This is a genomic window from Gymnodinialimonas ulvae, from assembly GCF_037543845.1.
Taxonomy (GTDB): Bacteria; Pseudomonadota; Alphaproteobacteria; order Rhodobacterales; family Rhodobacteraceae; genus Gymnodinialimonas; species Gymnodinialimonas ulvae.
On sequence record NZ_JBBIFX010000001.1, the window covers coordinates 264,575 to 286,521 of the forward strand.

22 protein-coding genes are annotated in these 21,947 nt (G+C 65.4%); 13 read left to right on the forward strand and 9 right to left on the reverse strand.

The window, feature by feature from the left end:
• Nucleotides 1-8 precede the first annotated feature (8 nt).
• From V8J83_RS01235 to V8J83_RS01265, 7 genes are all read left to right on the forward strand, one after another.
• Nucleotides 9-446, forward strand: a complete 438-nt coding sequence (locus V8J83_RS01235) for a hypothetical protein (RefSeq protein WP_339982618.1) — start codon at nucleotides 9-11, stop codon at nucleotides 444-446.
• Nucleotides 443-1,135 carry a M50 family metallopeptidase gene (locus V8J83_RS01240; RefSeq protein WP_339982621.1) on the forward strand — a complete coding sequence of 231 codons (693 nt, stop codon included), beginning with the start codon at nucleotides 443-445 and terminating at the stop codon, nucleotides 1,133-1,135. Before V8J83_RS01235 ends, V8J83_RS01240 begins: the two co-directional genes overlap by 4 nt.
• A gap of 83 nt (nucleotides 1,136-1,218) precedes the next feature.
• Entirely contained in the window at nucleotides 1,219-2,448 is a 1,230-nt protein-coding gene (locus V8J83_RS01245; protein WP_339982623.1) for a beta-ketoacyl-ACP synthase II, read from the forward strand.
• Between the two features lie 9 nt (nucleotides 2,449-2,457).
• Complete coding sequence (locus tag V8J83_RS01250; RefSeq protein WP_339982626.1) at nucleotides 2,458-3,246, forward strand: enoyl-ACP reductase FabI; 789 nt, start codon at nucleotides 2,458-2,460, stop codon at nucleotides 3,244-3,246.
• A gap of 198 nt (nucleotides 3,247-3,444) precedes the next feature.
• Nucleotides 3,445-4,140, forward strand: coding sequence for a haloacid dehalogenase type II (locus V8J83_RS01255; RefSeq protein WP_339982629.1), 696 nt, complete (start codon nucleotides 3,445-3,447; stop codon nucleotides 4,138-4,140).
• Nucleotides 4,140-4,973 (forward strand): alpha/beta fold hydrolase, encoded by an 834-nt coding sequence (locus V8J83_RS01260; RefSeq protein ID WP_339982631.1) that lies wholly within the window; start codon nucleotides 4,140-4,142, stop codon nucleotides 4,971-4,973. Before V8J83_RS01255 ends, V8J83_RS01260 begins: the two co-directional genes overlap by 1 nt.
• Complete coding sequence (locus tag V8J83_RS01265; protein ID WP_339982633.1) at nucleotides 4,970-5,944, forward strand: threonine ammonia-lyase; 975 nt, start codon at nucleotides 4,970-4,972, stop codon at nucleotides 5,942-5,944. The genes V8J83_RS01260 and V8J83_RS01265 overlap by 4 nt, the downstream gene beginning before the upstream one ends.
• Here V8J83_RS01265 and V8J83_RS01270 read toward each other — a convergent pair.
• The 3 genes from V8J83_RS01270 to pcaD all read right to left on the reverse strand — a co-directional run bounded on the left by V8J83_RS01270 (nucleotide 5,941) and on the right by pcaD (nucleotide 9,320).
• The gene (locus tag V8J83_RS01270) at nucleotides 5,941-7,158 is read right to left on the reverse strand and encodes a TCR/Tet family MFS transporter (protein WP_339982635.1); all 1,218 of its coding nucleotides are present in this window, start codon (nucleotides 7,156-7,158) and stop codon (nucleotides 5,941-5,943) included. The two genes, V8J83_RS01265 and V8J83_RS01270, sit on opposite strands and share 4 nt — an antisense overlap.
• A 69-nt stretch (nucleotides 7,159-7,227) precedes the next feature.
• A complete protein-coding gene (locus V8J83_RS01275; protein WP_339982637.1) occupies nucleotides 7,228-8,532 on the reverse strand; it encodes a lyase family protein in 1,305 nt (434 codons plus the stop codon).
• The gene (gene pcaD, locus V8J83_RS01280; RefSeq protein WP_339982639.1) at nucleotides 8,529-9,320 is read right to left on the reverse strand and encodes a 3-oxoadipate enol-lactonase; all 792 of its coding nucleotides are present in this window, start codon (nucleotides 9,318-9,320) and stop codon (nucleotides 8,529-8,531) included. The genes V8J83_RS01275 and pcaD overlap by 4 nt, the downstream gene beginning before the upstream one ends.
• A 157-nt stretch (nucleotides 9,321-9,477) precedes the next feature.
• On the opposite strand from pcaD, the gene V8J83_RS01285 reads away from it, so the two are divergent.
• Complete coding sequence (locus V8J83_RS01285) at nucleotides 9,478-10,563, forward strand: Zn-dependent alcohol dehydrogenase (protein WP_339982640.1); 1,086 nt, start codon at nucleotides 9,478-9,480, stop codon at nucleotides 10,561-10,563.
• An 88-nt stretch (nucleotides 10,564-10,651) separates the two neighbouring features.
• On the forward strand, nucleotides 10,652-11,872 hold the full coding sequence (locus tag V8J83_RS01290; RefSeq protein WP_339982642.1) for a mandelate racemase/muconate lactonizing enzyme family protein: 1,221 nt from the start codon (nucleotides 10,652-10,654) through the stop codon (nucleotides 11,870-11,872).
• A gap of 177 nt (nucleotides 11,873-12,049) precedes the next feature.
• Here V8J83_RS01290 and V8J83_RS01295 read toward each other — a convergent pair whose 3' ends face one another.
• The 4 genes from V8J83_RS01295 to V8J83_RS01310 form a co-directional block, all read right to left on the reverse strand.
• Nucleotides 12,050-12,817, reverse strand: a complete 768-nt coding sequence (locus V8J83_RS01295) for a FadR/GntR family transcriptional regulator (RefSeq protein WP_339982644.1) — start codon at nucleotides 12,815-12,817, stop codon at nucleotides 12,050-12,052.
• 135 nt (nucleotides 12,818-12,952) lie between these two features.
• Entirely contained in the window at nucleotides 12,953-13,612 is a 660-nt protein-coding gene (locus V8J83_RS01300) for a YiaD family glycine zipper/OmpA-like lipoprotein (RefSeq protein WP_339982646.1), read from the reverse strand.
• A gap of 121 nt (nucleotides 13,613-13,733) precedes the next feature.
• Complete coding sequence (locus V8J83_RS01305) at nucleotides 13,734-14,618, reverse strand: methylated-DNA--[protein]-cysteine S-methyltransferase (RefSeq protein ID WP_439649745.1); 885 nt, start codon at nucleotides 14,616-14,618, stop codon at nucleotides 13,734-13,736.
• Between the two features lie 177 nt (nucleotides 14,619-14,795).
• Nucleotides 14,796-15,854: a Hint domain-containing protein gene (locus V8J83_RS01310; RefSeq protein ID WP_339982648.1), complete on the reverse strand. Its 1,059-nt coding sequence runs from the start codon at nucleotides 15,852-15,854 to the stop codon at nucleotides 14,796-14,798.
• A 114-nt stretch (nucleotides 15,855-15,968) separates the two neighbouring features.
• On the opposite strand from V8J83_RS01310, the gene nth reads away from it, so the two are divergent.
• From nth to V8J83_RS01325, 3 genes are all read left to right on the forward strand, one after another.
• Entirely contained in the window at nucleotides 15,969-16,622 is a 654-nt protein-coding gene (gene nth / locus V8J83_RS01315; protein ID WP_339982651.1) for an endonuclease III, read from the forward strand.
• Nucleotides 16,623-16,840: 218 nt separating this feature from the next.
• On the forward strand, nucleotides 16,841-17,833 hold the full coding sequence (locus V8J83_RS01320) for an adenosine kinase (RefSeq protein ID WP_339982652.1): 993 nt from the start codon (nucleotides 16,841-16,843) through the stop codon (nucleotides 17,831-17,833).
• 13 nt (nucleotides 17,834-17,846) lie between these two features.
• Nucleotides 17,847-18,536 carry a cyclic nucleotide-binding domain-containing protein gene (locus tag V8J83_RS01325; RefSeq protein ID WP_339982653.1) on the forward strand — a complete coding sequence of 230 codons (690 nt, stop codon included), beginning with the start codon at nucleotides 17,847-17,849 and terminating at the stop codon, nucleotides 18,534-18,536.
• Here the strand turns inward: V8J83_RS01325 and V8J83_RS01330 are convergent.
• On the reverse strand, nucleotides 18,503-19,225 hold the full coding sequence (locus tag V8J83_RS01330; protein ID WP_339982654.1) for a Crp/Fnr family transcriptional regulator: 723 nt from the start codon (nucleotides 19,223-19,225) through the stop codon (nucleotides 18,503-18,505). The two genes, V8J83_RS01325 and V8J83_RS01330, sit on opposite strands and share 34 nt — an antisense overlap.
• Nucleotides 19,226-19,441: 216 nt before the next feature.
• Between V8J83_RS01330 and V8J83_RS01335 the strand changes: the two genes are divergently transcribed.
• A complete protein-coding gene (locus V8J83_RS01335; RefSeq protein WP_339982656.1) occupies nucleotides 19,442-21,637 on the forward strand; it encodes a CHASE2 domain-containing protein in 2,196 nt (731 codons plus the stop codon).
• Here the strand turns inward: V8J83_RS01335 and V8J83_RS01340 are convergent.
• Nucleotides 21,634-21,921 carry a hypothetical protein gene (locus V8J83_RS01340; RefSeq protein ID WP_339982658.1) on the reverse strand — a complete coding sequence of 96 codons (288 nt, stop codon included), beginning with the start codon at nucleotides 21,919-21,921 and terminating at the stop codon, nucleotides 21,634-21,636. The two genes, V8J83_RS01335 and V8J83_RS01340, sit on opposite strands and share 4 nt — an antisense overlap.
• Between the last annotated feature and the right edge of the window lie 26 nt (nucleotides 21,922-21,947).

Below are 21,947 nucleotides of genomic sequence, written 5' to 3' on the forward strand. Positions count from 1 at the left end.
GGGCGACGATGTCCTATGCGCGTTCGATCTTCTTAACCGTTTTGCTGATGGGCACGAGTTTCGGGGTCGCAGCGCAGCAAAACCCTGCAGTGAATAGGTTTTTCGGTTTTGAGGCCGTGTTGTTGCCACTTGCGATCAAATGGCAATGCGGCGGCGATCGCGAAAACGACTTGGCACAGCTCGACGCGATGGGTTCCGCGTATCCCGAAGATGCGGAAGGCGCAGGCCTTCCCGTGGCTATTGAGGCCATGCAGGGCGTCTCGGGCATTTCGGAATTGATCGAGCGGGAACTCACACCTGATCAGACAGAAATCCTCTGCGCGGGGGCACTTCCCCTGCACCTTGATTGGATGACGCCGGAGATCTGGTCCGCAGATTCCCACCTGATGGCAACAGAAATTGAGCAGATCTCGCGGAGCTTCGTTGAAATTGCGGGATCGTTATGAGATCTGCGGGAACCTACCTCCGCGGCCACTGGCAACTCCTGGCGATCACGGCCATCGTCTTCGCCCTCTGGTCCACGCCCGTGGTCCTGCCGCTCAAATTCCTCGTCGTCTATTTCCACGAACTCTCCCACGCGCTGATGGCGATCCTGACTGGGGGCTCGGTCGAAAGCCTCTCGGTCAACTTCCAGCAGGGTGGCGAGGTCTGGACCCGGGGCGGATCGCGGGTCTTGACGCTGACGGCGGGGTATCTCGGTTCGCTCCTGATTGGTGTTGCGCTTCTACTTGTCGCCTTGCGTGGGCGGATGGACAAACTCGTGCTCGGTGGCATTGGAGGCGTGATGTTGCTGACGCTGCTTCTCTATGTGCGTGACATCCCCGCGCTTGTGATCTGCGGGCTGACGGGGGCCGCCCTGATCGCGGCGTCGCGCTATTTCAGCGCGCAGATCTGTGATCTGATCCTGCGGGTCATTGGCCTGAGCAGCCTGATCTACGTGCCCTACGATATCTGGGACGACACCATCCGCCGTTCATACCTGCGCTCGGATGCACGCATGTTGGCCGAGGAAATCGGCGGGACCACCTTGATGTGGGGCGGGCTCTGGTTCGTCATCAGCCTTTGCGTCATCTTCTGGTGCCTTACCCGAGGGTTGGGCCGCGACAGCAATCTGCATTTCCGGACCCGTGGCTAACGGGTTGCACCGCAGGGCGGCGCGGGCCTAGATACGGGCGCAAACGTCAAGGAGGTTTGCATGGGTCGCACCGGAGGTCTGCAATGAAACGTGTCGTCGTGACGGGATTGGGGATCGTCTCACCCATCGGGAACAATGCCGAAGAGGTCGAGTCCAGCTTGCGCGCGGGCCGGTCCGGGATCGAGGCCTCGCCCGAGATGGCCGAGCATGGCTTCCGTAGCCAGATCGCCGGTACGCTCAAGATCGACACGTCCGAGCATGTCGACAAACGCGCGCTGCGGTTCATGGGGCCGGGCGCGGCCTATGCCCATATCGCGATGGGGCAGGCGATTGCCGATGCGGGCCTGAGTGAGGCGGATGTCGTGAACGAACGCACCGGCCTTGTGGCGGGCTCCGGCGGGCCGTCGACTTCTGCGATGTTCGCCGCCCATCAGACCGTACTCAAGACTGGCGCGACCAAGAGGATCGGGCCCTTCGCGGTGCCCAAGTGCATGTCGTCCACGATCTCGGCCAACCTCGCGACGGCCTACAAGATCAAGGGGATCAACTATTCGATCACCTCGGCCTGTTCCACGAGCCTGCACTGTATCGGCAATGCGGCCGAGCAGATCATGATGGGCAAGCAGGACGTGATGTTCGCGGGCGGCGCGGAAGAACTCGACTGGACGCTGTCGTGCCTGTTCGACGCGATGGGGGCGATGAGCTCCAAGTTCAACGACACGCCCGAGCGCGCCTCCCGCGCGTTCGATGCGGATCGCGATGGCTTTGTCATTGGCGGTGGCGGCGCAATCCTTGTGCTGGAAGAGATGGAGCGCGCCGTGGCGCGCGGCGCGAAGATCTACGCCGAAGTCACCGGCTTTGCGGCAACCTCGGACGGGCACGACATGGTCGCCCCCTCGGGTGAGGGCGGCGAGCGCGCCATGCGCCTGGCGCTGCAAACCCTGCCGGAGGATCGGAAGATCGGCTATATCAACGCCCACGGAACCTCTACGCCCGTAGGCGATGTGGGCGAGGTCGAGGCCGTGCGCCGCGTGTTTGGCGACGGATCCACACCTCCTATTTCCTCGACAAAAAGCATGACAGGTCACGCGCAAGGGGCCGCGGGCGCGCTTGAAGCGGCGTTCTGCCTTCTGATGCTCGATGGTGATTTCATCACGCCGTCGATCAATGTCGAAACGCTCGATCCGGCGCTCAAGCCGGAAGAAATCGCAACGGCCTATGTCCAGAACGCGGGCCTTGACAGTGTGATGACCAATTCCTTCGGGTTCGGGGGCACCAACGGCTCCATGATCCTGAGCCGGTTCGAGAAGTGAGGCTGCGAGATGGCTGATTTGATGAAGGGCAAGCGCGGCCTTGTGATGGGCGTCGCCAATGATCGCTCGATCGCTTGGGGCATCGCCAAGGCGCTCCATGCGGAGGGCGCGGAATTGGCGTTTTCCTATCAGGGAGAGGCATTCGGCAAGCGGGTGGCGCCGCTCGCGGCCTCGCTCGACAGCGACTTTCTCGTCGATGTGGACGTCAATGATGACGCCAGCATGGACGCCTGTTTCGCGGCCCTCAAAGACCGCTGGGGCAGTCTTGATTTCGTCGTCCACGCCATCGCCTATTCCGACAAGGGCGAACTGACCGGGCGGTTTACCAACACGACGCGCGCCAATTTCAAGAACTCGCTCACGATCAGCTGCTATTCCTTCATCGACGTCTCACGCCGCGCGGCGGAGTTGATGCCCCATGGCGGCACGCTTTTGACGCTGACGTATCAGGGCTCGAACCGGGTGACGCCGTTTTACAACGTCATGGGAGTGGCCAAGGCGGCGCTTGAGGCGTCGGTGCGGTACCTGGCCAATGACCTCGGTCCGCAGGGCATCCGCGTGAATGCGATCTCGCCGGGCCCGATGAAAACGCTGGCTGGTGCCGCGATTGGCGGCGCGCGCAAGACGTTCAAGGCGACGGAGGCCAACGCGCCGCTGCGCTGCAACGCGACGCTTGAAGCGGTTGGCGGGACGGCGGTCTATCTGGCGTCGGATTACGGCGCTTGCACCACCGGCGAGATCGTGACCGTGGATGGCGGTTTCCATGTGTTGAGCATGCCGCAGCCCGAGAACCTCTGATCCGATTGCGCGCCTTCGGCGCAGGTTCATTTCCCGCGCGTCGGCGCTTGCGCGCCTTTGGCTTGGGGCGCAGGGGGCGCTCCCCCCTTACGCGACTTTCCCGTTGGAAAAGTCGCTGACCCCGGAGGTTTTTCTGGCAAGATGAAAGGCCGTTGCCGCGCTTTGCACGCCGTGTCAGGCTGATGCGCGGGAGGGCCGATGATGGCGCAATTCGAGGTCTGTGTGTTCGATGCCTATGGCACATTGTTTGATGTCGCGGCGGCGGCGCGGTCTCTGGCCGAAGTGCCGGGGCGCGATGGTTTCGCGGCCGTTTGGCAGCAGGTGGCCGCCGATTGGCGTGCGAAACAGCTCGCCTATTCCTGGCTGCGCGCGGTGGCGCGGGATCATTGCGATTTCTGGCAGGTGACGCAGGACAGCCTGGATTGGGCGTTGGAGCGCTCGGGTCTCGGCGCGGATGCCGATTTGCGGGAGGCTTTGCTTGGCCTTTATTGGCAATTGGCGGCCTATCCGGAGGTCCCGTCCATGTTGGCGGCGCTCAAGCGCGGTGGTTTGCAAACGGCGATCCTGTCGAACGGGTCGCCCGAGATGTTGCAGGGGGCTGTGGACAGTGCCGGGATCGATGGCGATCTAGATGCGGTGTTGAGCGTAGAGAAGGTCGGCACCTTCAAGCCGGATGCGCGCGTCTATGACATGGTCGGCAAGCGGTTCGCATGCGCGCCGATTGAGGTGTTGTTCGTGTCGTCCAATGGCTGGGATGCGGCGTTTGCCGCGGCCTATGGGTTCGACACGTTGTGGGTGAACCGCGCGGGGGAGCCGGTGGACCGTTTGGGCGCGCAGCCCGGGCGGGTCGCGAGGGACCTGACCGGTGTGGCGCAGATTGCGGGAGTAGCGTGATGGATTTTGTGACGGCAGCCGATGGCGTAAAGCTGGCCTATGATGACCAAGGGCAGGGGGCCGCGCTTTTGTGCTTGCCGGGGCTCACGCGCAATATGGACGATTTTGAACCCGTGCTGGCCGCTTACAATGACCGCGCGCGGGTCATACGGATGGATTTTCGCGGGCGCGGTGCGTCGGATCATGCGGATTTTGCCACCTACACGCCGATGCAGGAAGCGCAGGATGTGGTCGTGCTTCTGGACCATCTCGGCCTCGACAAGGTTTGCATCCTTGGCACATCGCGCGGCGGATTGGTTGCGTTGATGCTGGCCGTGACGGCACGCGCGCGGTTGTCTGGGGTGATTTTCAACGACATCGGTCCCGACATCATGGGCGAGGGCCTATCGGCGATCATGGATTACATCGGCAAACCGCCCGCCTTTGCCACGTTGGCGGAGGCGGCGACGGCCATGCCCGAAGCTTACGGGCGCGCGTTTCGCGACGTGCCTGCCGCGACCTGGGCCGATTTCGTGCGCCGGATCTGGCGCGAGGACGCGGAGGGGCTGCACCTGCGCTATGATCCGAAACTGCGCGATGCGGTCGCGCCCGCCTTCGCGCCTGATTTCAAGGCACCGGATTTGTGGCCGCTGTTCGACGCGCTGGACGGGCTGCCGCTCGGGCTGATCCGGGGCGCAAATTCCAACCTCCTGGCGTGCGAGACGGCGTCCGAGATGCGGCGGCGGCGGCCCGATATGGCCTTTGTCGATCTGGCGGATCGCGGCCATGTGCCGTTCCTCGACGAGCCGGGCGCGCAGGCCGTGATCGACACAGTTCTGGACCAAATCGCATGACCGCTATCGCCGACATCGAAGCCGCAGCGCAACGTGGCAAGGGCATCGTGCGGCGCACGCCGTTGCTGTCGTCGCCTTTCCTCGACGAAATCGCGGGGCGGCGGGTGTTTCTGAAGGCTGAGGTGCTGCAACACACCGGTTCGTTCAAATTCCGCGGCGGCTGGTCGGCGCTCTCGGCGATGGAGCCGGAGCTGCGCACGCGCGGCGTCTTGGCGTTTTCGTCGGGTAACCATGCGCAGGGCGTGGCGCTTGCGGCGCGAATGCATGGCGTGCCAGCGGTGATCCTGATGCCCGGCGATGCGCCCGCGTTGAAGATCGACAACACCCGCGCGCTTGGTGCCGAGGTGGTGTTTTATGATCGCGCCGGTGGGGAAAGCCGCGAAGAGATCGGCGCAGCCCTGCGCGATGAGCGTGGGCTGACGCTGGTGAAACCCTTCGATGAACCGATGGTCATCGCCGGGCAGGGGACCTGCGGCCTCGAAATCGCCGAACAGGCGGCAGAGGCTGGCGTGAGCGCGGCCACCGTGCTGACCTGCTGTGGCGGCGGCGGATTGACGGCGGGGATCGCGACTGCGCTGGCCGATCGCGCGCCGGGCATGGTGGTGCGCCCGGTCGAACCCGAGGGCTTCGATGATGTGGCCCGCTCGCTGGCATCGGGGGAAATTGTGGCCAACACAGGCCCCGAGGTCGGCCTGTGCGATGCGATCATCACGCGCGCGCCGGGGCATATGACCTTCCCGATCATGGCCACGCATTGCGGCCCGGGCATCGTCGTGACCGACGCGGAGGCGAAATCCGCCATGCGCCACGCCGCGAACTGCCTGAAACTGGTGGTGGAGCCGGGCGGTGCGGTGGCGCTGGCGGCGGCGCTATACCATGGCGCGGTGCTGGCCGATGGGCCGGTGATCGCGACGTTGTCGGGCGGAAACGTGGACGCGGCGCTTTACGCGCAGATCCTTGCGGAGGCCTAAGCCGCGTCCTTGGCGGGCGCCAGGCCCCGGTGCGTGGTTGCAAAGATCGCAAACGCCAGCCCCATCAGGATCGCCGCCACAAGAAACGGCGCGCCGGGCAGGAACGGATCGGCGCCATCGCGGGTGAACCAGAAGAACGCCTGCGTCATCATCACCGGGCTCAGGATCATCGACAATGACGAGATCGAGGACAACACACCTTGCAATTCGCCCTGCTGGTCCGCGCCTGCCGCACGGCTCATGACCCCTTGCATCGCCGGGGCGACAAGCGCGCCGCAGGCCGAGATTGGTATCAGCACCCAAATCATCCAGGCCTGGCCGACAAGCCCATAAAGCACCAGGCACGCCGTGTTCAGGATCAGGCCGAAATAGACCGCCCGCACCTCCCCCAACCGCGCCAGGACCGGGCGGATCAACCCACCCTGCACGATGGCAATCGACACCCCGTAAATGGCCAGCGAAAAGCCCACCATGCCGGTGCTCCACCCGAATGCGGCCTGCGTGTAATAGGCCCAGATTGCCGGATAGACGAAATTCGCGGTCTGGTAGGCCAACATCACGCACAGCAGAAACACGATACCCGGCAGTTTGCCGATCATGATCAACCCGCCGATCGGATTGGCGCGCAGGATCTGGAACGGGCGGCGGCGATCTTGCGGCAGGCTTTCGGGCAAAACGAAGTAGCCAAAGGCGAAATTCGCGGCGGCCAGGCAAGCGGCGGCGATGAACGGCGCGCGCGGATCAAGCCCGCCCAGAAGGCCGCCCACCAACGGGCCAAGGATGAAGCCCATTCCGAACCCCGCCGAGATCAGGCCGAAGTTCTGCGCGCGTTTCTCGGGCGGTGAAATGTCGGCCATATAGGCCAGCCCGGTGGCATGGGTGCCCGCCGCGATGCCCGCGATGATGCGCCCGATCAACAACAGCCAGATCGTACCCGCAACGCTCATCACCATGTAATCCAACGCCAGAACCGCCATGGAAATCAACAGGATAGGCCGCCGTCCAAAGCGGTCCGACAGGTTGCCAAGCGCGGGCGCACACAGAAATTGCATCACCGCATAGGCAAAGGACAGAACCCCGCCCCAGGCCGCCGCCTGTGCCAGCGTGCCGCCGCGCACCTCCGCGATCAGGTCCGGCATCACCGGCAGGATCAGGCCAATACCCATCGCGTCGATGGTGACAGTGATCAGGATGAAGAGGGTTGGAAGGCGCATCGGGCTCTCGCGGGGGTCGTGTCAACTTAGATTGACACACACGAGGCGGCAAGAGGCATTACACCGGCGCTAAAGCACCGCGCGGGCGGCGGCGGCAAAGGCGCGCGCCTCCTGCGGGGCTTGGCCCAGATCGGCCCCCTCGCGCAGCGCGACATCGGGATAGGCGCGCGCCACAAGATCGGGCAGGGCGGTGCCGCTGTCGATGGCCTCCCGCATCAGCCGTTTGATCTCCGCCTGCGCGGTCGGACGCCCCAGCGACGGGGCCAGCGCGAAAGACAGCGCTTCGGCATGCAGCGTGCCATGGCCTGCGTCGATCCGCGCCGCCATCACGGCGCGTTCCGGGGTCAGCGCGTCGAGCGTTTCGACCATGAGGGCTGCGGACCGCGCCGCCGCCATCGCCAGCGGCGGCAGCGACAGCCATTCGGCAAACCACGCCGCACCGTCGCGCGCCTCGCCGTGGGGTTGGGAAAGAACGGCCAGTTGCGCAGGCGCGAAGCGGGCCAGCGCGACCAACACCGAAGCCGCCACCGGGTTCTGCTTCTGCGGCATGGTCGAAGAGCTCCCGGCACCCGAGAGCCGCAGCTCGCCGATGTCGGATCGCGCGCCGGTCAACACATCCTGGCCAAGCTTTCCCGTGCATGAAGAAACATCCGCAAGCCATTGGGAAAGCTCAAGGATGCGGCTGCGATCTGTATGCCAGCTCGCGCCCGGATCGGCCAGGCCCAAGGCCTCCGCCAAGCCCGCACGCAGGGCTGCAGGGTCGTCACCCAACCGGCTCGATGTACCCGCCGCGCCGCTTAACGACACCGCCAGCACACGGCCGCGCAACGCCGCCAATCGCTCCAAAAGCCGCAACACCGGCCACCCCCATGCCGCCACCTGCGCCCCAAAACTCGACGGCACCGCCGCCTGCCCATAGGTCCGTGCGACTTGCGGCGTGTCGGCTTCCGCCTCGGCCAGGTCCGCCAATCGGTCGAGCGCCGCCTTCAGCCGCCCCTCGATCAGCGACAGAACCTGCCGCATCCGCAGTATCAGGGCCGTGTCCTGAATATCCTGGCTCGTCGCGCCCCAATGTAGATATTGCCCATGTTCGGGCGCATCCAACGCTTTGCGAAACGCGGCGACAAGCTCCGGGATCACCACGCCATTGGCTCCGCCCAACCCGTCCGGATCGATCTGCACCTCCATCGCCGCGCGATGCAAAAACGCGCCCGAGACCTGCGGGATCCCCCCGGCCTCGCCCTGCAGCTTGGCAAGTGTCCCCAACACCAACATCATCGCGCGCACCTCGGCCGTGTCGGTGAACAGCCGCGCCACCTCCCCATCGCCGAAAAGGTGCCGGTGCATGGCGCTGTCGAAGGGCGATACACTCATGGCAAATGTCCGATATCCTTGAGAAACCCGGACAGAAGCGCCGCATAATCCTCGGGTCTTTCCACGCAGGGCAAATGCCCCACGCCGCGCATCAATTCGTACCGCGCCCCGGGAATCAGATCGGCCAGATCGCGCACCATGTCCGGCGGTGTGGCCCCGTCGCGGTCGCCCGCAATCACCAACGCAGGCAGGCGCAACGCCGATGTCGTGCTGTAGAAATCGCTGCCCGCAATCGCCGCGCTGCAGCCCGCGTACCCCTCCTCTGGGCAGGTCTCGACCATCCGCCGCCACGGCGATGCGGCGTCCGAGGCCCGGAAACCGGGCGAAAACCATCGCTGGATGATCGCGTCGGCCATCGACGGCAGGCCGCCCGCGCGCACGGTCGCAACCCGCTCGTCCCACATCTCCCGCGTGCCGATCTTGAACCCGGTGTTCGACAAAACCACCGCCCGGATCAGATCGAGCCGCTTGGCCGCCAGCCCCTGTGCGATCAGCCCACCAATCGACAGCCCCACAAAGACCGCATCGCGCACCTCCAAGGCCTCCATCACCCGCTCCGCATCTCGCACCAGCGCGCCCATCGCGTAGGGCGCGGGCGGGCATGTCGATAGGCCATGACCACGCTTGTCATACCGGATCAGGCGTAGGCCCCGCGGCAGGTTCCCAATCACACCGTCCCACAGGCGCAGATCCGTCCCCAGCGAATTGGCAAAGACCACCGCCGGGCCGTCCGCGGGGCCATCGACCTGCACATGCAGGCGCACATCATCGAAACTCAGCACATCCATGACCCCATCTCCGACATTCGCCCCCCCGCGCGCAAGCCTTTCCCGCACCCGATCACTTCACGGCAAGGTCGCAGACAAACCTCCGCGTGACGCGTTCCTGCCCGCTTGCACCCGGCCCCCGCGCGATGGTTAAGTCACGAAAAACCGGGAGGGGCCGATGCCCAAGGAAATCCGCGCCGCTGTTTGTCACACCCATGGCGAGCCGCTGAAAATCGAAACACTCCACCTGCGCGACCCCGGTCCGGGGGAGATCGAGGTCAGCCTCGATGCCGTGGCGATCTGCCATTCCGACATTTCCTATATGGAAGGCGCCTGGGGCGGCGATCTGCCGGCGGTCTATGGTCACGAAGCGGCGGGCCGTGTGACCGCGCTGGGGCAGGGCGTCACGAGCCTCGCGCTCGGCGACCGGGTCATCGTGACACTGGCGAAATCCTGCGGAAGCTGCGCCTCCTGCGCCTCCGCGCAGCCGATGTATTGCTCGGGCAATGCGCCCGAGGCGCCGGTGCTGACCCGCACCGACGGCCGCGCCGTGACCAAGGCAATGAATTGCGGCGCGTTTGCCGAAAAGGTTGTCGTCGATCCCAGCCAGACTGCCCCCATCGGCGACAATATCGGCTCCGAAGTGGCCTGCCTTCTGGCCTGCGGTGTGCCCACGGGCGTGGGTGCCGCGATCAACACGGCTCAGGTCCGCCCCGGCGACCGGGTCGTCGTGATCGGCGCGGGCGGCGTCGGGCTTAACGCGATCCAGGGCGCGCGCATTGCGGGCGCGGCGCGGATCGTCGCTATGGACCTTGAGGAAAAGAAACTCGCCGACGCGCTTGAATTCGGCGCAACCGACACGCTTCTGGCCTCCGACCCCAAGCCCCACAAGGCGCTCAAGACGATCCTCGGCGGCCACCTCGCGGATCACGTCTTCGTCTCCGTCGGCGCCATCCCCGCCTATGAACAGGCCCTGCGCCTGCTGGCCCCGCGCGGCACCGCCTATGCCGTCGGCATGCCGCACACCGGCGACACGACCCCCTATGAGCCGGTCATTTTCGCGGCCACCGGGCAGGGCATTCGCGGCTCCTATCTCGGTGAAATCGTCCTCAAACGCGACATTCCCTGGATGGTCGACCTGCATGCCCAGGGCCGCCTGAAACTCGACGAGTTGGTCTCGCGCACCTGGAGCTTCGATCAGATCAACGAGGCCATCGCCGACACCAACACCGGTCAGGCCCGGCGCAATGTGATCGTGTTCTGAACGCCAACCGGCCTTCGCTCCCCTTCTTCCAATGGTCCGAAATACCTCGGGGGGATTGGGGGGCTGGCCCCCCAATGGACCATCTGCCATGAAGCTCGACGCCCTGGAAATCTTCCCTGTCGCCCCGCCGCCGCCCGGCTGGGGCGGACGCTATTGGCTGATCGTGCGCGTGCGCACGGCCTGCGGCATGACCGGCTTGGGCGAGGTGTACGCCGCCGGCGTCGGCCCGCAGGCGATGGAGGCGGTCATCACCGACGTCTTCGCGCGCCACATGCACGGCCAGTCTCCCGAAGACATCGAATTGATGTCGCGCCGAGCACAATCCTCGGGCTTCACGCAACGCCCCGACCCGACCGTCTTCGGGGCGTTTTCCGGGCTCGAAATGGCCTGCTGGGACATCCTCGGGAAGGCCCGCGACCGCCCGGTCTGGGCGCTTCTGGGCGGGCGTATGAACGACCGCCTGCGCGCCTACACCTACCTCTATCCCGATGCGCATCACGACCCGACCGGTTTCTGGGTGGATCCCGACGCCGCCGCCGAGGCCGCCGCCGCCCGCGTGGCCGAGGGCTGGACGGCGGTGAAATTCGACCCCGCCGGGCCCTATACCATGCGCGGCGGGCACATGCCCGCACTGTCCGACATCGACCTCTCGGCGCGGTTCTGCAAGGCCATCCGTGCCGCCGTCGGCACGCGCGCCGACCTGCTGTTCGGCACCCATGGCCAATTTATCCCCGGCGGCGCGATTCGGCTTGCCAAAGCCATCGAGCCGCATGATCCGCTGTGGTTCGAAGAGCCGATCCCGCCCGACAATCTGCCCGGTCTGGCCGAGGTCGTCGCGCAGACCTCCATCCCCGTGGCCACCGGCGAGCGGCTGACCACCAAGGGCGAATTTGCCCTCGCACTGCGCTACGGCGCGCGGATCCTGCAACCGGCTCTGGGCCGCGCGGGCGGGATTTGGGAGGGCAAGAAAATCGCCACGCTGGCCGAAGCCGCGGGCGCGCAACTGGCCCCGCATCTCTACGCCGGGCCGGTGGAATGGGCCGCCAATGTGCATCTCGGCGTCAGCTGCGCCAACCTGTTGATGGTCGAAGCCATCGAGACGCCCTTCCATGACGCGCTGGTCTCCGGTCGCCCCAAGGTCGAAGGCGGCTTCCTGGCGGCCCCCGAAACCCCCGGCCTCGGGATCACGCTCAACGAGGATCTGGCCCGCGCCAATCGCTACACCGGCGACCGGCTGCACCTGGAGATGCAGGATGCGCCGTGCGACTGGCAAAACGGCAACGCCTTCGCTGGGGGCAGCGCGGATTAGGGTGAGCGGGGGGCTGAATGCGCCCGCCTGTCACCCCAAAGCCCTTCGAGACAAACCTGAGACATCAGATTGTCTCGGAACGTGCGCACCATCGAACCGTCGCGGGCCAGATATCGCGGGCCAACCGTCGCGGGCGCTTCGATTTGATATGCTGAAACAGGTTCAAACCGAAATGCCTTAGCGTGCGCGCTCCTGTTCATAGCGCAACCGGGCGATCTCCTCGTTCTTGGTCGAGGCCTTGAGCGCTTCCAGCTCCTCGCTCACATAATCCAGATGCGCCATCACCGCCGCCTTTGCGGCCGCCGGTTCGCGGCTCTGAATGCCGTCATTGATCGCCCGGTGCTGGTCCAACAACATGTCGCGCGTCGTGCGGTTCTTGAACATCTGCTGTCGGTTGTAAAACACGCCTTGGCGCAACAAGTCAAAGCTGGCCCGCATCATATGCAGCAAGATCACATTGTGACTGGCCTCGATGATGGCCAGGTGAAATTCCGCATCCAACTCCGCCTCATCGGACGGATTGCGCTTGCGATGGGCCACTTCCATCTTCTGCAGGATCGTATCGATCACCTTCAGATCGGTGTCCGAGCCATGCATGGCCGCGCGTTCCGCCGCGATACCTTCGAGGTCCTTGCGAAAGTCGATGTAGTCGAAAATCGCATCCTCGTGTGAGCCCAAAAGCTCCACCAATGCGGGCGAAAACGCCGAGCCGAGCACATCGGCCACATAGATGCCCGCGCCCGCCCGTGTCGCCAACAGGCCGCGCGCCTGCAGATCGGCAATCGCCTCGCGAAGGCTGGGGCGCGATACCCCAAGCCGCTCGCTCAATTCCCGCTCCGACGGCAGCCTGTCACCGGGCCGCAAGATGCCGCGCAGCACAAGCTTTTCGATCTGCTTGACGACGGAATGCGAAAGCTTCTCCGCCTCGATCCGTTGAAACGGCATGGTGCCCTCCTGAACTGGTCAAATGGTATTACCACTTGTCCATCCATGTCCATCGTCGTTCTGGGGAGGGCCGACACGAAAAAGGCCCGCACACGGACGATCGTGGCGGGCCTTTCAATCGGGTAGAGCGACCGCTTAGCGGGGCCGGATGATCACCTCGACGCGGCGGTTCTGCTGACGTCCTTCCGGGGTCAGGTTCGTGGCGACCGGATCATCCTCGCCGCGCCCGAGCGAGCGGACCCGGAACGGCGCCACACCGGCCTCAAGCAAGACGCCCGCGACCGCTTGCGCACGGCGGGTCGACAGGTCCTGATTGTAACCGGCCGAGCCGGTGTTGTCGGTGTGGCCTTCGACGATCACATCGGTGTTGGGGTATTGGTTCAGGTTGCTGGCCAGGGCCCGCAGATCCGATTGAAGACCGGCGCGAATGGCAGCGGAATCGATGTCGAACAGGATGCCCTCGGGCATCGTCACGATCAATTCCGAGCCGGTGTTTTCGATCAGGATCTGGCTGTTGTTGAGCGAGCCACGCAGGTCTTGCGCCTGCCGATCCAGCGCGTTGCCGATGGCCCCGCCCGCAGCCGCGCCAACGGCGGCCCCCAGGATGGCGTTGCGCCCCTGGTTGTCGTCATCGGCCGTGGCACCCAAGAAGCCGCCCAGAATGCCGCCGATCACCGCGCCGTCGCGGGTGCGGTTCGCGTTCGGATCCGCTGTAAGCGGCGCGTTGCTGACGCAGCCAGAGAGCGCAAGGGCGCCCGCGCTGGCCAGAAGAAGAGGTTTGATAAGATATGCCATGTCTTGCCTTTGCTTGCCGTTTCCCCCGTTTCCCGTGGGGCTTTGGCCGCCCTTATAGCCGAGCGTGCGCCGCGCGATAAGGGGGAAATCGGGCCATGGCTGCCCATGAGCGAGCCGGTGCTCAGGCGGCGCCATCCTCCGTCTTGGCCGCTTCCCAGGCCAGCATCGCGCGTTTGACCGGCAGGCCCCAATGGTAGCCGCCAAGCCCGCCGGACTTGCGCAGCGCGCGGTGGCAGGGGATCAGCCAGCTGATCGGATTACGCCCCACCGCGGTGCCCACGGCGCGCATTGCGCGGGGTTTGCCAATGGCGCCCGCGATCTCGGAATAAGTGGTGACGTGGCCGGTGGGGATGGACAAAAGCGCCTCCCAGACCTTGATCTGGAACGGGGCGCCGATCAGGGCAAGCTGCACGTCGCCGCCCGCGCCGAACGCCGCGTCGGCCAGGGGTTTGATGGCGGTCGCGTCCTCCACATAGGTCGCGTTGGGCCAACGGCCGCGCAGATCGGCCATCGCGGGCTCGGGGCCGGTCTCGGACGCAAAGCCGATGCCGCAGATGCCCTTGTCGGTCGCCATCACCAGCGCCGGGCCGAACGGGCTGTCAAACCAGCCCCAGCGGATCGTCAGCCCCCCGCCGCCCGAGGCATAGGTGCCGGGGCTCATGGCTTCCCACCGGATGAACAGATCATGCAACCGCCCGCCCGAGGTCAGGCCCGTCTCGCCTACGGTGTCGAGCACGGTGAAGCGGTCGGCCAGAAGGCGGCGCGCGTGGTCGAGGGTCAGGTATTGCTGATAGCGTTTCGGGCTGACACCGACCCAGCCCGAAAAGGTGCGCTGAAAATGCGCCGGGCTCATATGCAGCGCGCGGGCCAGATCGTCGAGCGATTGATGCGGATCGGCGTCGATCAGGTCGAGCGCGCGGCGCATCACCTCGAAGTGGTAGCTGCCGCCAGGCTCGGTGCGAGCGGGGTCATTGGGGGCGGTTTCCAGGGGGGCGTGATTGGTCATGGGCGCATCTCCTTGGACGGCAATCTAGGCGGTGCAAAGGCACGGCGCGACCCGGAAGCTGCGGTTCTGTTTGCGCCCGGGATAGCACGCGTGCTACCGGGGATTAAGTAATTGAAAACATTAAAAATAGGAAAGCCTGTACGAAATATCAGGACTTTGGAGGCGACCCCGGCAAGTTCAACCTGTGCCAATCAGGGGCCCTTCGGCGTGGATTTCGGGGCTTTGCGGCGGCGGGGTGAGGGTGCAGGCAAACCCGCCCCGCGGCAGAGCCTTCACCTCGCGCGCGGTCAGGCACAGGCGCGCGGTCTGCCGGTGGCCCGCCGCGAGCGCGCGGGCGAGACGGGGTGGTGGCGCGGTTTCGCGCAACTCCATCTGCGCGCCGAGATAAAGGCTTTCCAGACCGACCCCGTCCCCGCTCAGAACCTCGTGACGATCCAAAAGCAGATGGTGGTAAGCCTCGTCGCGATGCATCCCATCCTCGGATACGCCGGGCCAGCCAAGCAGGAACTTGGCGGCCACGAACACCTCTTGCACACCGAACAGCTGCGCGATGACGGGGCCGGACAGTTGAATGCGATGTTGTGGCGAAACCCGCAAGCTCCCGGCGGGGCTTGCGGGGCCAAGCGCGCCGGGCCCAATCCGGATCGGCCTGGGAAAACCCGGCCGATCGCTGCACGGATATCGGCCGCGCCACCGCACCGCTTGCCAGCCATTGTCTTGCGTCCACAGATCATGACCGACGGTGATCCAATCCACCGGCATTATCCCGTCGCGGGTCAAAAGCATCGTGCCGGAGACGAAGCAGGGCGCGGATGGCTGCCCCTGCGCGACGCTGTTGTTTTCGTAATAGCTGTGTGGATCGTCATAGGAACTGGCGCCCATAAACGGATAGCTGGAGCCCGGTGTCAGCGTTTCGGAGGTAGAATATCCATAACGGACGTTGTCCACTTCGATCCGATCGACATAGCCCGTGTTCGTGTTGCCATCGGCGCTGACGTTGATTGCGGCATACATCGGCACGGCAATGATGCCGGAGGCCACGACATTGCCGCTCATATCCGTGATGACGGCGGTCTGGTTGCCGTCGCCGCTGGAGTCCATGGTCGCATCATCATCCGTCACGGTGACGACCAGGTTGTGCACATTCGGATCATAATTCGCTATCAGGTCGAACGTGTCGGTGGCCGAATTGTAGTACAAGGCCTGTGGCGAGATGATCTGAAAGCTGTAGGTCATGGGAAACGGTGCGGGCGGGCCTTGTGCAACGGGACGCCGCTTGGGATAGGGGTAAACACCTAAGATCTGGTGAACCGGGCTTGCCGCCCCCGCCATCCCGCGCCAAAAGAGCCCATGGCAAAAGCGCAAAAACCCCTCGATTACCGCACGATCCACGAGATCTTCACCCGCTTTCGTGACGCGGAAGACCACCCGGAGGGAGAGTTGCACCACGTCAACGCCTATACGCTGGTGGTCGCCGTCGCACTCTCGGCGCAGGCGACGGATGCGGGTGTGAACAAGGCCACGGCGGGGCTGTTCAAGATCGCGGACACGCCCGAGAAAATGCTGACCCTGGGCGAACCGGGCGTGATCGAACACATCAAGACCATCGGTCTGTTCCGCAACAAGGCGAAAAATGTCATCAAGTTGAGCCAAATTCTCGTCGATGAATATGACGGCGTTGTCCCGTCCTCCCGCGCGGCGCTGCAAAGCCTGCCCGGCGTCGGGCGCAAGACCGCGAATGTGGTGCTCAACATGTGGTGGAAGCACCCGGCGCAGGCCGTGGACACGCATATTTTCCGCGTCGGCAACCGCACCCGGATCGCGCCTGGCAAGGATGTGGACGCGGTCGAGCGGCAGATCGAAGACAATATTCCGGCAGAATTTCAACTGCATGCGCATCACTGGCTGATCCTGCATGGCCGCTACATCTGCGTGGCTCGCAAGCCGAAATGCGCCGCCTGCCTGATCCGCGACCTGTGCCCGTTCGAAGACAAGACCGCCTGAAACCGGCCCCCGACGGCATCCGTACTGGCTCCCTCCAAAAGCGCGCCCCGCTGGCCAGACGCCGCATCTTCATCTTGCCAAAAAAACCTCGGGGGAGTCCGAAGGACGGGGGCAGCGCCCCCTCACCGCACGCCCCTTACGCAATCCCCCAACACCCTTGAGAGCCGCCATCCAAGCCACTAGACACCCATCAAACCATCCCCAACAGGACCCCGCACATGACCCAGACCTACGACCTTGTCGGCATCGGCAATGCGATTGTCGACGTGATCAGCCATGGTGACGACAGCTTCCTCGACAACATGGGGATCGAAAAAGGGATCATGCAATTGGTCGAACGCGAGCGCGCCGAGATCCTCTATGGCGCGATGCAGGACCGGGTGCAGACCCCGGGCGGGTCGGTCGCCAACACGGTCGCGGGCGCGGGGACGCTGGGCCTGAAGACGGCGTTTCTGGGCAAGGTGAAGGACGACGCGCTGGGCCGGTTCTACGCCAGCGGCATGGTGGACGAGGGCATCGCGTTTCCCAATCCGCCGGTCTCGGGCGATGTGCCGCCGACGTCGCGCTCGATGATTTTCGTCTCGCCCGATGGCGAGCGGTCGATGAACACCTACCTCGGCGCGGGCGCGGATTTTGATGAAGACGACGTGGATGTGGCCGTTGCGGGTGCGGCGCGGTTCCTGTTCCTTGAAGGCTACCTCTACGACAAGGACGCGGGCAAACGCGCCTTCACCGCCGCCGCGCAGGCCTGCCACAAGGGCGGCGGCAAGGCGGGGATTTCCCTGTCGGATCCGTTCTGCGTCGACCGCCACCGCGATGATTTCCGCCGCCTGATCGCGGAAGAGATGGAGATCACCCTGGGCAACGAAGACGAATGGCTGTCGCTATATCAGACCGACGATCTGGACGCTGCCCTGCGCCAGGCGGCCGAGGTTTGCGAAACGGTCGTCTGCACGCGCTCGGGCGATCCGGTGGTGGCGCTCCACTGCGGCGCGCGGGTCGAGGTGCCGGTGACCCGCGTGACGCCCGTGGATGCGACCGGGGCGGGCGACCAATTCGCCGCCGGTATGCTTTACGGCATGGCGACGGGCCAGACGATGGAGCGGGCCGCGCGGATGGGCGTGGCCGCCGCCGCCGAGGTCATCGCCCATGTCGGACCGCGCCCGAAACGCCCGCTCAAGGCGGTGTTCGCGGAAGCGGGCCTGATCTGAAGGGGCCGCGCGGGTGGGGGATGCCTTCGACGGTGTGATGGTCGGCAACGGGTCGTTGGCGCTGTTGCTGATCGGGCTCGTCTTCAAGCTCACGGGGTTTGCGGTGCGCGACGAATTGCGCCTGCGTACGCTGGTGGTGTGCGGCTTCATCTGCGACGCGGGCTATTACCTGTTCCGCGCCGATCCGATCGTGCCTTCGGTGGTCTCCAACATCGCGCTTCTGGGGATCAACGTGGTGCTGATCGCGGCGATCCTGCTGGAGCGCACGACCTGGCGCATGACGCCGGATGACCGCGAGGTCTTCGGACTGTTTCCGACGCTCACGCCGGGGCAGTTTCGCCGCTTGCGCAAGATGATGGCCCGCGAACAGGCCGCGCCGGGGGCCGTGCTGACGCGCGAAGGGGCAGGGGTCGGGGACTTGATGCTGGTCTTCACCTCCGAACTCCACATCGCGAAACAGGGGCAGAGCTTTCCGATCGCGGGCCCCGCGTTTGTGGGCGAGATCGCGTTTCTCACCGGCCAGACCTCCAGTGCCACGGTCAGCCTGCCCCATGGCGGTACGGTGCTGCGCATGGATGCGGCGGCGCTGAAGCGGCGCATGGCCCGCTCGCCCGCGCTCAACAATGCGATGGTGGCGCTCTTCGGGCGCGAGCTGGCGCGCAAACTGGCCTATTCGGCGCCCATGGATGCGGCCGCCCCCTGATCCGTCCGCCCCTCGGCCTTTGCCCGGTTTGATGCGTCCAGCTTGCGCTGCGCCTCGATCTGCAAGGCGCCCGCCACCGCCAGCGCGAAATCGTGATCGGCCTGCAATTCCCGGATAAGGGCCGCACGCGGAAGGCTGAAGATATGCGCCTCTTGCGCGATCTCCACATCCGCCGTCGCCTCCGCGCCGTGCATGATCGTGACCTCCCCGATCAACGCGCCGGTTCCCAGATGCGTCATCGTTGCCCCATGTGCACTGACCCGCGCCTGCCCGCTGCCGAGATAGATCAACTCACGCACCGGCTGGCCCTGCCGCGTCAGGACAGTGCCCGGGCTGACCGTCTGCCACCGCCCCAGCCGCAGCAACTTGCGCGCCAGATGCGGGGGCAGGGTGGTAAAATGGCGGCCGAGCAGGACCCGCTCGGCCTCGGTGAACCGCGCGCTGCTGCGCTCCCAGGCCATCCGCGCCAGGCCGATGATCGACAGCGTGATCCACGACACCTGGATCAGCAGCGAGGACATGTTGAATGCCTCCATCAACGAGAAGAGAACGAAACTGGCCGCCAGCAAGTTGAGGATCGTGTAAACCGGTGAAGAGCCGCGCAAAAATCCAAGCTGCAACGCGCCGTAGGCGGTCAGGTACAGGATGACCCCCAGCAGGCCAAACGCCGTCCAGATCGTAAGGTCCATGGCTGCTTGTCCTCTGCAGCGGAAAAGGGGCGCGCGTGCCTCCCGCAATCTCGCGCGCAACACCGCGCCCTGTCAAACGCATAAACGACAGGCGAAGGGTTTGCGACGACAGGAAAATTCGGCCAATGTCGCGCGACAGACCCGCCCGACCCGGAGACCGCGCGTGCCCCAATCCGACCCGCATATCCCCCTTGCCCTGCGCGAAAAGGCCGCCCCGTGCCGCGGCTGAGCCTGGCGCTGGGTCTGTTGGTGACGCTGGCGATGGTCGTGCTGACGGCGTTTCCGCCGCCGATCCTCGACCGGGCGCGCGATGCGATCTTTGACGGCTATCAACGCATCCAACCGCGCCCCTATGATGCCGACGCGCCGGTCCATATTGTCGATATCGACGAGGCCGCACTTGAGGCCTATGGGCAATGGCCCTGGCCGCGTTCCTATCTGGCTGAACTGACGGACAGGCTCTTTGAACATGGGGCGGCGGCGGTGGGGTATGACGTGTTGTTCCCCGAGCCCGATCGCACCTCCCCCGATCTGATCGTCAATTCCTGGGTGCGGTTCTCCGATCAGGTTCCGCCCGCCTTGCCCGATCTGGGGCTCGAGCCCCACGACGCGCGCTTTGCCGCCGCCATGCAGCGCGGCGCGGTTGTCCTGTCGCTTGCAGGCGGGCTTGAGGGCGACCCGGCCGAACCGCTTGTGGGCTTTGCCGTCACCGGCGAGGTGCCCACCACGCTGACCCGCTATCCCGCCGCCATCGGCAACCTGCCGGAACTCACCGCCGCCGCCACCGGTCTTGGCACGATCAGCCTGGGGCGCAATGCCGATGGCATCACCCGGTCGGTGCCGATGGTGTCGGATTTCGGCGGCGTTCTGGTGCCGTCGTTGTCGGCGGAATTGTTGCGCGTGGCGCAGGGCGCGGGCGGCCATGTCCTCAAGACCAGCCAGGGCTCGGGCGAGATATCCGGCGGCACCATTGCCGCGACCGCGATGCAGACCGGCGTGCTCAGCTTCCCGTTGGAGGCCGATGGGCGTTTCCGGATCTATTTCTCCGGCTACCAGCCCGAGCGCGTCACCCCCGTCGCGGCCCTGCTGGAGGCCGATGGCATCGACCCGGCGCTGCAGGCGCGGCTTTCGGGGCGCATCGTCCTGGTCGGCTCTTCGGCGCAGGGGCTGTTCGACATCCGCGCCACGCCGCTTGACGGGCAGATCGCGGGCGTCACGCTCCATGCCGAGATCATCGAGCAGGTCATTGCGCAGCAATTCCTCACCCGGCCCGACTGGATGCGCGGGCTGGAAATCCTTCTGGTGGCGCTTTCGGGGATGGCGCTGACCGTGTTCAACCGCCTCGAACGCCCGGTCCTCGGGCTTGCGGCGGCGTTTGGCTTTGGCGGCGGGTCGGTGGCGGGCGGGCTTCTGGCCTTCATGCAGGCGGGCGTGCTGTTCAACCCGCTGATGGTGGTGCTGACGAGCGTGCTTGTGTACCTGCCCGGCACGACCATCGGCTATCTTGCCAAGGAACGCGCGCGGCGCTCGATCCGCGAACGCTTCGCCCGCTTCCTGCCGCCGCCGCTCATCGCCGAGATCGAAAAGAACCCCAACGCCGCCCTGACTCCCGAGGGCGCGGAGCGCGATCTGACCGTGATGTTCGTCGACATGCGCGGCTTTTCCACTGTCTCCGAAGGCATGCCGCCCGACCGCGTTGTGACGCTGGTCAACACATTCCTGAGCGCCGTGGCCGAGGCCCTCGTCGATCATGGCGCGACCATCGACAAGTTCATGGGGGACGCCGTGATGGCCTTCTGGAACGCCCCGATTTCGCGCGACGATCACGCGGCGGCGGCACTGGGCGCGCTCAGCGCCGTGAACGACGCCGCCGAGCAGGCGAATTTCCACCTCACCGCTCAGAACCTGCCACGCATCAACCTCGGCGTCGGGCTCAACACCGGGCCCGCGTCGGTGGGGCTGATGGGCTCGCGCGACCGGCTCTCCTACACCTGCATCGGCGACAGCGTGACGCTGGCCGCGCGGCTCGAAGGTCTGACGCGCATCTATGGCACGCGCAATTGCGTGGGGCCTGCGACCGTCGCGGCCTGCCCCGATCACCTCATTGCGGTGGGGCTCGACCTGATCGCGGTGAAGGGCTTTGCCAATGCCGTGGAGGTCTCGACCGTGCTGCCGCGGATGAGTGACGGGGCGGAGGCCTTTGCCGGAGCGATGCAGACCGCCCGCGCGGCCTATGTCGCGCGCGATTGGGCAGGGGCGGAGGCCGGGTTTGCCCGTGTCGCCAAGCTCAACGCGCCGTTCTGCAACACCGCGCTTTTGGCGCAGCTGTTCCTGGACCGCATCGCGGAGCATCGCAAAACGCCCCCGCCAGCGGACTGGACGGGGGCGTTTTTCGCAACCTCGAAACGCTAGAGCGTTCTGCCTTTGACCTGAGCCATCAGCGATTGGCCGGGCGCGACGCGCATATGCCGCACGGCGCTCGGCCAGAAGCTGTTGGTCAGGATTTCTGCCGAATGCTTTGGGCTTTTTTTTGAGTATTTTTGAAACAAGGAAGGCCCGTGCGCGCGCCGGGCCTGACGCGAAAGCATTTCGAGGCAGCCCCCAGACATCGAGGTGTCTCGGAACGCGCGCACCATCGAACCGTCGCGAACCAGCCGTCGCGGGCGGAGCGGTTTGATATGCTGACGCAGATTCAAACCGAAACGCCTTAGGGGCGGCGGCT